This window comes from Sphingomonas mesophila, from assembly GCF_003499275.1.
Classification (GTDB): domain Bacteria; phylum Pseudomonadota; class Alphaproteobacteria; order Sphingomonadales; family Sphingomonadaceae; genus Sphingomicrobium; species Sphingomicrobium mesophilum.
Map to the genome: position 1 here is coordinate 1,597,467 of NZ_QWDF01000001.1, position 14,216 is coordinate 1,611,682.

The 14,216-nt window shown below is 69.7% G+C and carries 11 protein-coding genes; 7 read left to right on the forward strand and 4 right to left on the reverse strand.

Going from position 1 to position 14,216, the window contains the following annotated elements; all coding sequences use genetic code 11:
- The first annotated feature begins 18 nt into the window (after positions 1–18).
- Positions 19–2,007, forward strand: a complete 1,989-nt coding sequence (locus D0Z60_RS08060; protein WP_118857761.1) for a response regulator — start codon at positions 19–21, stop codon at positions 2,005–2,007.
- Here the strand turns inward: D0Z60_RS08060 and D0Z60_RS08065 are convergent.
- Both D0Z60_RS08065 and D0Z60_RS08070 read right to left on the reverse strand, forming a co-directional pair.
- The gene (locus D0Z60_RS08065) at positions 1,964–2,818 is read right to left on the reverse strand and encodes a hypothetical protein (RefSeq protein ID WP_118857762.1); all 855 of its coding nucleotides are present in this window, start codon (positions 2,816–2,818) and stop codon (positions 1,964–1,966) included. The genes D0Z60_RS08060 and D0Z60_RS08065 overlap by 44 nt on opposite strands.
- A 54-nt stretch (positions 2,819–2,872) precedes the next feature.
- Entirely contained in the window at positions 2,873–3,910 is a 1,038-nt protein-coding gene (locus tag D0Z60_RS08070; RefSeq protein ID WP_118857763.1) for a diacylglycerol/lipid kinase family protein, read from the reverse strand.
- Positions 3,911–4,003: 93 nt separating this feature from the next.
- Here D0Z60_RS08070 and lptF point away from each other — a divergent pair, with 93 nt between their 5' ends.
- The gene (gene lptF / locus D0Z60_RS08075) at positions 4,004–5,200 is read left to right on the forward strand and encodes an LPS export ABC transporter permease LptF (RefSeq protein WP_118857764.1); all 1,197 of its coding nucleotides are present in this window, start codon (positions 4,004–4,006) and stop codon (positions 5,198–5,200) included.
- Positions 5,197–6,294 carry an LPS export ABC transporter permease LptG gene (gene lptG / locus D0Z60_RS08080; protein WP_118858505.1) on the forward strand — a complete coding sequence of 366 codons (1,098 nt, stop codon included), beginning with the start codon at positions 5,197–5,199 and terminating at the stop codon, positions 6,292–6,294. Before lptF ends, lptG begins: the two co-directional genes overlap by 4 nt.
- Here lptG and D0Z60_RS08085 read toward each other — a convergent pair.
- Positions 6,278–7,342, reverse strand: coding sequence for a fatty acid desaturase family protein (locus D0Z60_RS08085; RefSeq protein WP_118857765.1), 1,065 nt, complete (start codon positions 7,340–7,342; stop codon positions 6,278–6,280). The two genes, lptG and D0Z60_RS08085, sit on opposite strands and share 17 nt — an antisense overlap.
- 126 nt (positions 7,343–7,468) lie before the next feature.
- Here D0Z60_RS08085 and ptsP point away from each other — a divergent pair, with 126 nt between their 5' ends.
- From ptsP to tilS, 4 genes are all read left to right on the forward strand, one after another.
- A complete protein-coding gene (ptsP, locus tag D0Z60_RS08090; RefSeq protein WP_118857766.1) occupies positions 7,469–9,733 on the forward strand; it encodes a phosphoenolpyruvate--protein phosphotransferase in 2,265 nt (754 codons plus the stop codon).
- Between the two features lie 66 nt (positions 9,734–9,799).
- Positions 9,800–10,615: a helix-turn-helix domain-containing protein gene (locus D0Z60_RS08095; protein WP_118857767.1), complete on the forward strand. Its 816-nt coding sequence runs from the start codon at positions 9,800–9,802 to the stop codon at positions 10,613–10,615.
- Between the two features lie 70 nt (positions 10,616–10,685).
- The gene (locus tag D0Z60_RS08100) at positions 10,686–11,534 is read left to right on the forward strand and encodes a tetratricopeptide repeat protein (RefSeq protein ID WP_118857768.1); all 849 of its coding nucleotides are present in this window, start codon (positions 10,686–10,688) and stop codon (positions 11,532–11,534) included.
- 96 nt (positions 11,535–11,630) lie between these two features.
- Entirely contained in the window at positions 11,631–12,575 is a 945-nt protein-coding gene (gene tilS, locus D0Z60_RS08105) for a tRNA lysidine(34) synthetase TilS (protein ID WP_162888149.1), read from the forward strand.
- On the opposite strand, the gene D0Z60_RS08110 is transcribed toward tilS, so the two are convergent.
- Positions 12,572–14,200 (reverse strand): alpha-D-glucose phosphate-specific phosphoglucomutase, encoded by a 1,629-nt coding sequence (locus tag D0Z60_RS08110; RefSeq protein ID WP_118857770.1) that lies wholly within the window; start codon positions 14,198–14,200, stop codon positions 12,572–12,574. The genes tilS and D0Z60_RS08110 overlap by 4 nt on opposite strands.
- Between the last annotated feature and the right edge of the window lie 16 nt (positions 14,201–14,216).

Here is a 14,216-nt window from a genome sequence, read left to right on the forward strand (position 1 = left end):
GCGCGCTAGGGTAGCGCGATGGACGACGCTGGCGACGAAGCCCGGATCGACTGGCGCGGCCTTGGCGCCGCCGGTGCAGCGCTCATCGCAACACTCGTCCTCCTCGGCATGGTGATCCTGGTCGCCGTCTCCAACGACGCGCGCGAGCGGGCACTGGCCTCCGAGCGGCGGGCCTATGAAGTGGCGATGATGGCCAAGTCGGTCGGGGCGAGCATCTCGCGCGCCGAGGCCGCGCTCGGCCGCTTCGTGCTCGACGAGCAGGTCGCGACCACCGGCAACATCTATTACAGCCAGTGGCGGCTGGCGGGATACCAGATCAACCAGCTGCGAACGCTGGTCCGCCAGTCGAGCGCGCAGGTGCGGCGGGTCGACGAGCTCGACGCGCTCTATCGCGCGCGCAATGCCGAATTCTTCCCGGCGGCGCGGGCGGCGGCGACCAGCCAAGGCGATGTCGGGCCGCGCTATTTCTTCGCCGCGGGGGAGACCCCGACCGGCGGGCTGCTCGACAAGAAGCTCGACGAGATCGCCGATGCCGAGCGCGCCTCGCTGCGCGAGCGGATCCAGCAGAGCCAGTTCTTCTCGGCCGAGGCCGACCGGCTGACCGATTATCTAAGCTGGCTCGGCATCACGGTCGGGATCGGCGCGATCTTTTTGGGGGTGATCGCGGTCCAGGCATTCCGCCAGAATGCGGCGATGCGCAAGGAGGCCGAGGACGAGGCCGAGCGCGCGCTCGAGCTGGAGGAAAAGGTGCGCGAGCGGACCCAGGAGCTGTGGGCCGCCAACCAGGCGCTGAAATCCGAGGCGATCGAGCGGCAGGCGGCGGAGGCGCAGCTACGCCAGGTCCAGAAGATGGAGGCGGTCGGCCAGCTGACCGGCGGCATCGCGCACGATTTCAACAACATGCTGGCGGTGGTGGTCGGCGGGATCGACCTCGCTCGGCGGCGGCTGAGCGGCCCGCGCAAGGAGGTCCAGCACCACCTCACCAATGCGATGGAAGGCGCGACCCGGGCGGCGGCGCTGACCCGCCGGCTGCTGAGTTTCGCGCGGTCGGAGCCGCTGCTGCCCGAGCGGGTCGAGAGCGGCGAGCTGGTGGCGGGGATGTCGGACCTGCTCGACCGGACGCTCGGCGAGCGGGTCAAGGTGGTGACAAAGCTCGACCCGGCGGCGTGGCCGGTGTTCGTCGATTCGCATCAGTTGGAGAACGCCATCGTCAATCTCGCGGTCAACGCGCGCGACGCGATGGACGGCGAGGGCGTGCTGACCATCGCCACCGAGAATGTGACGATGGCCGCCAACGCGGTCGGCGACATTCGGCCCGGCGAATATCTCAAGCTGTCGATCAGCGACACCGGCTGCGGGATGAGCGAGGAGGTGAAGGAGCGCGCGTTCGAGCCGTTCTTCACCACCAAGCCGGTCGGCAAGGGCACCGGGCTGGGGCTGAGCCAGATCTTCGGCTTCGCGCACCAGTCCGAGGGCGAGGTCGGGATCGACAGCGCGCCGGGCGCGGGCACGACGGTGTCGCTCTATTTGCCGCGCACGCAATCGGCGGCGCCGGCGCGGACCCAGGCGCAGGCTGATCTCGCCGAGGCGGCGCTGCACGTGCCCGGCGCGCGGATCCTGCTGGTCGAGGACGATCCACGGGTGCGGAGTGCGACGATCGGGGCGCTCGAGGACCTAGACTATCAGCCGACCGCCTGCGCGTCGGGCGCGGAAGCGCTGGCGGCGTTCGATGCGCAAGAGTTTGACCTCGTCATCAGCGACGTCATCATGCCCGAGATGACCGGCCCCGAACTGATCAAGCGGCTGCGGGCCGAGCGGCCCGAGGTCGCGGTGCTGTTCGTCACCGGCTATGTCGGCGAGGGCGAAGGCGAGGACCTTGCCGGCCACGAGCTGCTGCGCAAGCCGTTCACGGTCAATGCGCTGGCGGCGGCGGTAGCGACCGCGCTCAACCGGCGCGAACCGCCTAGCGGATCGCGCCCGATCGCAAGAGCCGCGGCAAGAGGCTGAGCGCGCCTAGCAGCGGGTGGCGGCGCTGCCACGGCTTCAGCTGGAAATCGGTCCCGGCGTGACGGTTGATCTTCCACGCGATATAGTCCGCGCCGCCGGCATAGGTCGCGCTGGCCTTGGCGAGGCGGAGCACGCTCAAGGCCTTGCCCTGCACGCGGCGCAGCGGCCACTTGCCGGCATTGGCGGCGACGAGCGGCGCGGCGGCGGCGCCGAAGCGGCGGTAGCGATCGGGGTCGGATTCGACCACCGACACCCCCCTGCCCTTGCGCTCGGCGCGAAGCTCGGCGGAATAGGTCAGCGCGAAGGCGCGGCGCCACCAGTCGAGCGGGTCCTCGCCCTCGCGGCGGCCGGCGGCGCCGAGCAGCGTCGGCGCGGCCCTGGCGACGGCGGCAATCGCGCTTTGCCGAGCGCTGTCATCCGCTGCCCACACCAGCCGCGACGGCTGGGCGAAGCGCGCCCAGACGGAGACGTTGAGGGTCTCCGGCCCGCACAACCGGGCGAAGTCGGCCTCGCTGAGAACGGCATATTTGGCGGCCAGCCCGTCGTGGGTGAACGGGAAGACGTTGGGCGGGATCAGCGCGTTGGCGGCCGCCTGCCAGCGCTTCGGATAAGCGCCGCGATAGTCGGAGACGATGAGATAGAAATCGAGCATGGCGCCGTCGAGCGCGACGTCGCGCAGGCAGCTTCCGTAGAACAAGACCGAGCGGCTGGCGGAGCCGTGCTCGGCGGCGATCGCGGCGGCCATCGGCGCCACGCGCGGGTCGACCGGTTGGGAGAGTTCTTCGATGACGAGATCGGTGAGTTGCGTCATCCGAGTGTCGTCAGCTGGATTGCTTCGCTTCGCTCGCAATGACGAACATTGGATCTAGGCGGCGAGGCGGACGAACGAGAGGGGGGTGGCGCGGCGCAGGAAGATCGGGCGGCCGGCGGCGGCGTGGAACGTCTCGCCGTCGAGGATCACGCTCGAATCGCCTTCGATGCTGATCTCGTCGGCTTCCTCGACATGGACTCCGCTGAGCTTCGAGCGGCCAAGGCGACCGCGCAGGCTGGCGAAGAAGGCGCCGAGCAGCGAGCCCGGCCGCTGTTCGACCGCGACGAACTTGAGCGAGCCGCCGCCCTGGGTGCCGAGCTCGCCCGACAGCAGCAGCTTTTCGAGCGTCGTCACCGCGAGCAGTGCGAACTTGCCGCTGATCGCCGCGCCCTTGAGGAGCGAGATCTTGAGGTGCTGCGGCTCGGGCGGAAGGAACTTGGCCTTGAGCCCGACCACCTGGCGAAGCACCACCGCGACCGCGGTGATCGCGTGGCTGATGCCGTTGGGCAGGCCGAGCGGATAAATGCGGTTGCGGCAGTAGAGCATGATGTCGGCAAGGCCGGCGCCGCCGAGGAACATGCCGATCACCGGCTTGCCGCCGTCGTCGCCGTGGCTGAGCGCGATCATCTCGCGCGCCACCAGGCTCGAATCGAGGCCGGAGCGAGCGAGGTCGATCAGCCGCTCGAGGCTCTTCACCGGATCGCCGTGGATTCCGAGATCCATCGCGATGAGGTTGGTCTTGCCGCTCGGAAGCACCGCGACCGGCGGGGCGTCGCCCGAGAAATGGCCGCCGTTGTGGAGCTCGGTCAGCGCCGCCTGGACGGTGCCGTCGCCGCCGTTGATGACCAGCAGCCGCGGCTTGACCCGGGCGATGGTGCGCATCGCGTCGCCGATCTGGTGGGCGTGCTCGACCTCGTAATGGAACACGTCGGGATGTTCGGCGCAGAAGGCGCGGATGCGCGGCAATTGCGCGATATTGCCGGTCGAGCGCGGGTTCGACAGCAAGGCGACGCGCGGCCGCGGGCCGGTCGGCAGCGGCGCAGGGCGCGCGCCGTCGGCTGCGATTTCGGTCGTGGCGTGCCGTGAGGGCATGATTTTGCGCGGCGCTCGTCTATAGGGACAAGATTGTCGTCATGCGCTGATCGACGCGCTTTGCGGCCAAATGATGGTGTTGGAACGACAAAGTTGCGCAGTCTCGGCCTGATCGATCGCTATCTCGCGCGGACCATCGCCATCCCGCTGATCGGGACGCTGGTGCTGGCGGCGATGCTGCTGATCCTCGAAAAGATGCTCCGGCTGTTCGATTTCGTGGTCAACACCGGCGGTCCGCTGTCGGTGGTGTGGCGGATGCTGGCCAATCTGCTGCCCGAATATTTCGCGCTCGGGATACCGATCGGGCTGATGCTCGGTATCCTGCTCGCCTTCCGCAAGCTCGCATTGTCGTCCGAGCTCGATGCGCTGCGCGGGATCGGGATCGGCTTCGGCCGGCTGCTGCGCGTGCCCTATTTCTACGCGTTGGCGCTGATGGTGCTCAACATCGTCATCGTCGGCTGGGTCGAGCCGTATGCGCGCTACCGCTACGAGGGGCTGCGCTTCGATTTGCGATCGGGCGCGCTCGGCGCATCGATCAAGGTCGGCGAGTTCAACACGCTCGGCGAGCGGCTGACCTTGCGGATCGACGAGAGCGCCAATGACGGCACGCAGCTCAGCGGCATCTTCGTCGCGGTCGACGACAAGAGCGGCACCAAGATCGCCGCCACCGCCGAGGGCGGAAGGTTCCTCGCCACCGATGATCCGGAGACGATCATCTTCCGCTTGAAGCAGGGCCGGCTGGTGCAGGACGCGCCCGGCTTCGCGACGCCGCGGACCCTGTCGTTCGACAGCTACGATCTGCCGATCAGCGTTCCGGCCGGCGACCGCTTTCGCGGGCGCGGCAACGACAAGGACGAGCTGACCCTGCCCGAAGTGGTGCGGGTCGCCGGCGACGGCGCGACCGCCAAGGACCGGCTGGAAGCCCGTGCCAACCTCCATTTCCGGCTGGTCGAGGTGGTGATGATGCTGATGCTGCCGCTGCTTGCGGTGGCGCTCGCGGTGCCGCCCAAAAGGAGCAGCTCGGCGCTCGGCATCTTCCTCGGTATCGTGATGGTGGTGACCTATCACAAGGTCAATCAATATGCCGAGCAGATGGGGTCGCAGGGCAAGTTTGTGCCCGAGCTTGCGCTGTGGCTGCCGCTGGTCGCCTTCGCCGCGCTGATCGGCTGGATGTACCATGTGCTGGCGAACCGCCCGGGCGGCCAGCCGATCGGCACGCTGGAATGGGCCGCGGCGCGCGCCGGCCGCGCGCTTCGCCGGCTGCTCCCGGCGCGCAAGGCGGCAACATGAGCGGGCTCGACTTCCTCCCCTCGCGGCGGATCGCGCTGTACCTGACGCGGCTTTTCCTGACCCGCACGCTGGCGGTGCTGGTGCTGCTGGTGCTGGTGCTGATGAGCCTCGACCTGCTCGGCGAATCGGGCAAGATCCTGCGCGTCGAGGGCAATGGCGAGGCCGAGCTGTGGCGCTATGTCAGCTTGCGCGTGCCGCTGCTGATCCAGCGCTTCCTGCCGTTCTCGGCGCTGCTGGGCACGCTGATCGCGCTGGTCAGCCTCAACCAGAACAGCGAGATCGTGGCGATGAAGTCGGCCGGCCTGTCGGCGCACCAGATCCTCGCGCCGATGCTGCTGGCGAGCCTTGGGCTGGCGGGCATCGCCTTCGCGTTCAACGAGGCGGTGGCGGTCGATTCGACGCGGACGGTCAATGCGTGGAGCGACAACGACTATGAGCCGCTCAAGGCCGACAGCGGGGTGCAGTCGAACGTGTGGGTGCGCAGCGGCGACGATTTCGCGCGCGCCAAGCTGGTCGTCGGGCGCGGGGCAAATGTGCAGCTGCGCGGTGTGACGCTCTATCAGCGCGAGAATGACGCTTTAGCGCGGATCGTCGAGGCCGAGCGCGGCGTGCGCTCCGGCGCGGGCTGGCGGCTCGAGGACGTGCGGATCTACGACAGCAACATGAACGTAGTGCGCCGGCAGGCGGCGCTGGACGCGCTCGGCGGGGTCACGCCTGACCGCTTCAACCTCGCCAAGGTCCGCGCCGACGAGCAGGACGTGGTGCGCCTCAAGCAGTCGATTGCCGAGCTCGAGGCGGCGGGGCGGCCGACCGACGAGATCCGCGCCGGCTTTTGGCACAAGTTCAGCGGGCCGCTGTCGGTGGTGCTGATGCCGCTGCTCGCCGCAATCGCTGCCTTCGGACTGGCGCGATCGGGCAAGGTGCTGCTGCGCGCCGCGGCGGGAATGGCGCTGGGCTTCGCCTTCTTCGTGGTCGACAATTTGAGCCTCGCGCTGGGCAATGCCGGCGCCTATCCGGGGTGGCTCGCCGCCTGGGCGCCGCTGGCGCTGTTCGCGATGATCGGCGAGGCGATTCTGGTCAGGAGCGAGGAGTAGCGCCGCGCCACGAGGCGGCTGCGAGGCGGCCGACGAGGGGGAGGAGGCCGCGGCGGTTGCTGTTGTGGTAGACCGAGGTCTCGTCGAGCTCGGCGACCAGCCGCCGGTGGGCGGTCGGAAGCGCGTGGTACGGGATTCCCGGAAGAAGATGGTGGAGCGCGTGGTAGCGCAGCCCGACCGGCGCCCACAGCTCGCCCCAGATGCCCGGCGGGGGGACGTTGATGGTGTCGAGATATTGCTCGGTGACAGACATCGGCTCGCCCTCATTCTCCCACAGATGGGCAACGAGGGTGCGGACTTGGTTGAGCAGCATGACTCCGGCGGCGATGGCGAGGAAGATTCCGAATGCGCGCAGCGGGATGATGCCGGTGGCGGTGAGCGCGAGGAGCGAGATCGCCCACAGGCTGGCGGCGCCCTCCATCCAAGCCCACTGGCGGGCGAAGTCGCCCTCGGGCGGCTTGCGCCGGAACAAGGGGTTGATCTGAAGGCCGGAGAAGCGGCCGACGACCAGCGCGCGCAGCTTGCGGCTGAGCAGCGACAGGGGCGTCAGGACGGCGAAGCGGAACAGGAGCGCGACCGGGGCGAACACCGAGGCGATAACGAACAGCGGCAGGGTCCACGGGCGCATCAGCGCGAGCGGCAGATATTCGGGGTCCTCGACCGTGCCGTAGCGGATCTTGGCGTGGTGGAGGTTGTGGATGCCTTCGTAGAGGAACGAGGGCACCAGCAGCGGAACGCCGACGAGCGCGTTCCACGCCAGCCGGAAGCCGGGCAAGGCGCCGGCCTTGATGTGGGTCAGCTCGTGGATGAACGAGCCGGCGCGGTACAGCGCGAGGATCGCGACCAGCGCGGCGACGAGGGTCCAGCCGAGCGACGGCGCGAGGATCGCGGCGGCAAGCGCGCCATAGCCGAGCGCGGCCGAGCCGAGCAGGTCGCTCCAGTAGATCGCGGCGCTTGGCGCGTTGAGCTCGCGGGTCAGGCCGGCCGCGGCGCGCAGCATCGCCTTGTCGTCGGCGCGCGCGCCGTCAGGGAAGGTCATCGTGTTCATCGAAATGTCCAGCGGGGCGCTTGCCCCAACATCGTGGCACGAACATGGCCATGCCCTCCCAGCCATTCAACAGCTTAGCGCAGACTGAACGGTGACAAGGCGCGGGCGAGCCTCTAGTCGAACCTCATGCCGCTGACCGCCGCCAACGCCTCGCGCGAAATCATCGTCGGGCTGCACGACGTGATGGCGCGGCGGATGAGCGCGCAGGCCAAGCTCAACACGGTGGTCGACCTCATCGCCGACAAGCTGGCGAGCGAGGTGTGCTCGATCTATCTGCTGCACGACGGCAAGCTCGAGCTCTACGCCACCCACGGGCTGCGCAGCGAGGCGGTGCACGTGACCCGGCTGGCGCTCGGCGAGGGGCTGGTCGGGACGATCGCCGCCGAGGGACGGATCCTCAACCTCGACGAGGCGGCGAGCCACCCGGCGTTCGCCTATCGGCCGGAGACCGGCGAGGAGCGCTTCCACAGCTTCGCCGGGGTGCCGATCGTTCGGCGCGAGAATGCGATCGGGGTGCTCGCGGTGCAGCACGCCGAGCCGCGCTGCTACGAGAATGTCGAGATCGAGGCGCTCCAGACGGTGGCGATGGTGCTGTCGGAGATGATCGCCAACGCGCGGCTGGCCGACGGCGGGCGGCGCGGTCGCGGCGAGACCGGGGCGCAGCGGCTGACCGGCCTCAAGCTGGTCACCGGGATGGCGCGCGGGGTGGCGGTATTTCACCAGCCGCGGGTGGTGGTCGAGCATACCGTCGCCGACGATATCGAGGCCGAGCGGGCGCGGGTCTATTCGGCGTTCCGGCGGATGCGCGAGCAGATCGATCACATGACCCGCGACGCCGAATTCGGCACGGTCGGCGAGCACAACGAGATCCTCGAGACCTACAAGATGTTCGCCTATGACGAGGGCTGGTCGAGGCGGATCAACGAGGCGATCGACAGCGGGCTGACCGCCGAGGCGGCGATTGAGCGGGTCCAGCAGCGCACCCGCGCCAGGATGCAGGACATCGACGATCCGCTGCTGAAGGAGCGGATGCACGATCTCGAGGACCTGTCCAACCGGCTGCTCAGGATCGTCAGCGGGCGGATGGGCACCGCGGCCAAAACCGGGTTGCAGAAGGACACCGTGCTGATCGCCCGCAACCTCGGGCCGGCCGAGCTCTTGGAATATGACCGGCGGCGGCTGAAGGGCGTGGTGCTGGAGGAAGGATCGCTGACCGCCCACATGACGATCGTGGCGCGGGCGATGGGCGTTCCGGTGGTCGGCAAGGTCGGCGACATCCGCCACGTCGCCGGCGAGGGCGACACGATTTTGGTCGACGGCGACAACGCGTCGGTGGTGGTGCGCCCGACGCGCGCGCTGACCCAGGCGTTCGAGCAACGCATGGCGATGAGCCAGAAGCGCCGCGCCCAGTTCGCAACGCTGAAGGACAAGCCGGCAGTGACGCTCGACGGCACCCAGGTGTCGCTGATGGTCAACGCCGGCCTGGCCGAGGACGCGGCGATGCTCGAGGCGTCGGGCGCGGACGGGATCGGCCTGTTCCGGACCGAATTCCAGTTCCTCGTCTCGGCCTCGCTTCCCGGCCGGCAAAGCCAGGTCAAGCTCTACAAGTCGGTGCTCGACCTGGCCGGCGACAAGCCGGTCATCTTCCGCACCGTCGACATCGGCGGCGACAAGGCCCTGCCCTATCTGTCCGACGTGCGCGACGAGGCGGAGAACCCGGCGATGGGGTGGCGCGCGCTGCGCCTCAGCCTGGAGCGGGCGACGCTGATGAAGGCCCAGGCCCGCGCGCTGATCGAGGCGGCGGCCGGAAAGACGCTCCACGTGATGTTCCCGATGGTCAGCGAGCCGTGGGAATATGAGGAAGCGCGCGCGCTGTTCGAGGAGCAGCTGGAGTGGGCCAAGACGGCGCGGCGGCCGCTTCCGCGCGCGGTGAAATTCGGCGCGATGCTCGAGGTGCCGAGCCTGGCCGAGATGCTCGACGTGCTTTTGCCGCGGGTCGACTTCCTGTCGATCGGGACCAACGACCTTACCCAATTCCTGTTCGCCGCCGACCGCGCCGACCCGCGGCTGGCCGAGCGCTACGACTGGCTGAGCCCGTCGATCCTGCGCTTCCTGAAGCGGATCGTCGACCAGGCCGACGCCGCCGGCGTGCCGGTCAGGGTGTGCGGCGAGATGGGCGGCCGGCCGCTCGAGGCGCTGGCGCTGATCGGCATCGGCATCCGCAATTTCTCGATCACTCCGGCGGCGGTCGGGCCGATCAAGGCGATGGTCCGGTCGCTCAACGAGCATGACACGAGCGCGCGCATGGCGCGGCTGCTGGCCAATCCGGCGCCCGATTTGCGCAAGCGGCTCAGCGATTGGGCCAAGCGGCACCGGGTCGCGCTCGGCTGACCATTGACAGCCCTTGCGCCGATCCTGACAAGCAAGGGCGACGATCGGCGCCGAGGGGAGTAGAGCATGGACGACGGCGAAATTGTCGAGGACCGCCCGGCCGCAACGGTCGGCCAGCAATTGCGGGCCGCGCGCAAGCGCCTCAAGATGTCGCTCGAGGATGTCGCGACCAGCACGCGGATCCCGACGCGCCATCTCGAAAGCCTCGAGAACAGCGAGTGGGACAAGCTTCCGGCGCCGACCTATACCATCGGTTTCGCCAAGAATTACGCCGCCGCGGTCGGGCTCGACCGGCGCCAGGTGGCCGAGGATTTGCGCGCGGAAATCGGCGGCACCCGGCCCGTGACCCACGCATCCGAACTGTACGAGCCGGCCGACCCGGCGCGGTCCTTCCCCAAATGGCTGCTGCTCGCGGCGGCGATCGCGGTCATCGCCGTGGTGCTAGGGGCGCGCTGGTGGCAGAGCCGCGAATATAGCGAGGACGCCCAGGTGTTCGCCGACAATGCGCCCCCGGAGGCCGCGGCGGCCAACGCCGCAGTGCCGGCCGCGCCCGCGCCAGCGGCGACCGGGCCGGTGGTGCTGACCGCCAACGAGGAAGTGTGGCTGCAGGTCAAGGACGGCGCGACGACGCTAAAGGAGGGCGTGCTCCAGTCCGGCCAGAGCTTCGAGGTGCCGGCGAGCGCGGTCAAGCCGGTGCTGACCACCGGCAAGCCCGAGGCGCTGCGAATCGCGGTCGGGACCGCCGACGCGCCGCCGGTCGGGCCGGCCGCGACCACCGTCAGCAACGTCAGCCTGCTGGCGCGCGATTTGATGAACCGGCCCGCCGCTCCGGCGGCCGCGACCTCTCCGGCGGCCACTCCGCCGGCCCCCGCCAACCCGTGATGTTCAGCGCCGGTCAAGCCCGGCGCGGCGACCATCGCGCCACCCATTTGACCCGCCGACAGGGACCAGAATGAAGCTTCGTCACGCCTTGCTTGCCGCCACGCTCTCCGCCGCCTTGCTGAACCCGGCAATGGCCCAGCGCCGACCGCCGACCCCCGAGCAGCGCATCGACCGGCTGGAGCGCGGGCTGCGCCAGATGCAGGAGCGGGTCTACGGTCGCAATCCGCCGGCCAGCACCGCCGGCTTTGCCGACGACCCGGCGGCGACGCTGACGATCACCAACCAGCTCAGCGCTCGCCTCGACGCGATCGAGAAGCAGATGGCCGAGGCGGTCAGGCTGGGCGAGGAAAGCAGCAACCGGGTCGCGACGCTCGAGGCCGAAGTGGCGCGGATGCGGGCCGAACTCGAGAAGCGGCCGGCCGCGGCGGAGCCGGCCGTGGAGCCCGCGACCGAGACCGCCGAGGCCGATCCCGCGGCGCCGGAGCCCGACGCCGCGCCGCCGCCACGCGCCGCCACCGGCGATTTCGCGACCGCCGGCGAGGAAGCCTACGACCGCGGCTATCAATTGTGGCTGGCCAAGCGCTACGACCAGGCGATCACCGCGCTTCGGGCGATGGCCTCGTCCTTTCCCGGCCACCGCCGGGTGAGCTGGGCCAATAACCTCGCCGGCCGCGCCTTGCTCGACAAGGGGCAGTATCGCGCCGCGGCCGAGGCTTTGCTCGCCAATTATCGCTCCAACCCGCAGGGCGAGCGCGCCGCCGACAGCCTGTTCTACCTCGGCCAGGCGAGCTTCCGACTGAAGCAGCCGCAGCAGGCGTGCCGGGCCTATTCGGAGCTCGAGAATGTCTATGGCGCCAATCTGCGCGCCGAGCTTCGGCGGCTGCTCGGCCCGGCCAAGGCCGAGGCCAATTGCGGCTAGCGTCATTGCGAGGCGCGCAGCGCCGCGGCAATCCAGCGGCGGACATCTGGATTGCTTCGCTACGCTCGCAATGACGAACTTTCCTTGACCGAAGTCTTGAGGCCTTCAACTGAACTGACCGACCGCTTCGCGGCGGACCTTGATGCGCTGGTCGAGCCCGAGACGCGGCTTGGGATCGCGGTGTCGGGCGGGCCGGACAGCGTCGCGCTGCTGCTGCTCGCCGCCGCCGCCCGGCCCGACCGAATCGAGGCGGCGACGGTCGATCATCGGCTTCGGCCGGAGAGCGCAGGCGAGGCGCGGTTCGTCGCCGACCTGTGCCGCCGGCTCGGCGTCGCGCACCATATCCTGACGGTGACGGTGGCCTCCGGCGCGAGCCTGCAGGCGCAGGCGCGCCATGCCCGCTACCGGGCGCTCAACGACTGGGCGATCGAGCAGTCGCTGGGCGCGGTGGCGACCGCCCACCATGCCGACGACCAGGCCGAGACGCTGCTGATGCGCCTCGCCCGCGGGGCGGGCCTGTCGGGACTCGCCGCGACCCGCCGCAAGCGATTGCTCGACCGCGACATCTGGCTAGTTCGGCCGCTGCTCGACTGGCGCCGGGCGGAGCTGCGCGCGATCGTCGAGGCGGCCGGGATCGAGCCGATCGACGACCCCGCTAACCGCGACCCGCGCCACGACCGCGCGCGCTTCCGCGGGCTGGTCGAGCGCGCCGACTGGGCAGAGGCAGACCGGCTGGCGTCGTCGGCGCGCTGGCTGGCGGATGCCGAGGAAGCGATCGAATGGTCGGTCGCCGGGCTGGCCGAGGCGCGGGTGCGCGAGGTCGGCGGAGGTATCGAAGTCGAAGCCGGCGGTCTGCCGCGCGAGCTCCAGCGGCGCTTGCTGCTGGTGGCGTTCGACCGGCTTGGCGCGGTGCGGCCGCGCGGACCGCAGCTCGAGCGGGCGATGGCGGCGCTGGCTGGCGGTCGGACGGTGACCTTGGCTGGGCTCAAGATGAGTGGCGGCGGAACGTGGCGCGTGTCCGCGGCGCCGCCGCCGCGCTAGGTGATCAGATCCGGCGCCGAGCGGCCGGTGTGGCGCGCGATCCCGGCGACCTCCTCGGCGATTTCGGCAAGCGGGCCAAGCATCTCGTCGACTTGCGCGTCGAGCCGGCCGCCCGGCGCTTCGAAGCGGTCGAGATAGGCGCGCAAGGTGGCGCCCTCGGTGCCGGTGCCCGACAGGCGGAAAATCACGCGCGAGCCGTCGGTGAAGGGGATGACGATGCCCTGTCCGCGGCTCTCCGAGCCGTCGACCGGGTCGCGGTAGGCGTAGGGCGCGGCGCCGGCGACGGTGAATTCGCCGAAGCTTCGGCCGCATAGCGCCGGACAGGCAGCCTCGAGCTCGGCCATCAATGCGTTGGCGGCTTCCACCGGCAGCGCCTCGTAATCGTGGCGCGCGTAATAATTGCGGCCGTGAGTCGCCCAATGGTCGCGCGCGATCTCGGCGACCGACTGGCCGCGTGCGGCGAGGATGTTGAGCCACATCAACACCGCCCACAGCCCGTCCTTTTCGCGCACATGGTCCGAACCGGTGCCGGCGCTTTCCTCACCGCACACTGTTACCAGCCCGGCGTCGAGCAGACTGCCGAAGAATTTCCACCCGGTCGGGGTCTCGAACATGCCGATACCGAGGCGGCGCGCGACCTGATCGGCGGCGGTGCTGGTCGGCATCGAACGCGCAATCCCGGCGATGCCGCCGCGGTAGGCCGGGGCGAGGTGCGCGTTGGCGGCGATCATCGCCAGCGAATCGGACGGATTGATGGGAAGGCCGCGGCCGATGATGAGGTTGCGGTCGCCGTCGCCGTCGCTCGCCGCGCCGAGATCGGGGGCGTCGGGCCCCATCATCAGCGCCGCCAGCTCGGGCGCGTGGGTAAGGTTAGGGTCGGGATGGCCGCCGCCAAAATCCTCGAGCGGGGTGCCGCGGCGGACGGTGCCGGGCGCGAAACCGAGGCGGCGCTCGAAAATATCGTGGGCGTAGGGGCCCGTGACGGCGTTCATCGCGTCGAACGCGAAGCTTCCGCCAGCCTCGCGCCAGCGGCGGATGGCGGCGAAGTCGAACAGGCTTTCCATCAGCTCGGCATAGTCCGCGACCGGATCGATCACCTCGACCTCCATCGCGCCGATGCGCGTGGCGCCTAGGCGATCTAGCTCAATATCGGGCGCGTCGATCGTCAACCAGCGGTCGATCTCGAGCGTCCGCCGGTAGACCGCCTCGGTCACCGCTTCGGGCGCCGGGCCGCCGTTGGCGACATTGTACTTGATCCCGAAGTCCGCGTCGGGACCGCCCGGATTGTGGCTGGCCGAGAAGATCAGCCCGCCCGCCGCGCCGTTCTTGCGAATCAGGTGGCTCGCCGCGGGGGTCGAGAGAATGCCGCCTTGGCCGACGATGGCGCGGGCGAAGCCGTTGGCGGCGGCGATGCGCAGAGCCTGCTGGATGACGGTGCGGTTGTGGAAGCGCCCGTCGCCGCCGACCACCAGCGCCGCGCCCGCGCCGGGCGGGGCGACGTCGAAGATCGATTGCAGAAAATTTTCGGTGTAATTGGGCTGCTGGAACACGCGCACCTTCTTGCGCAGGCCGCTGGTGCCGGGCTTCTGGCCCTCGAACGGGCGGGTCGGGACGGTTCGGATCATGGTCTGGCCTTGGCTG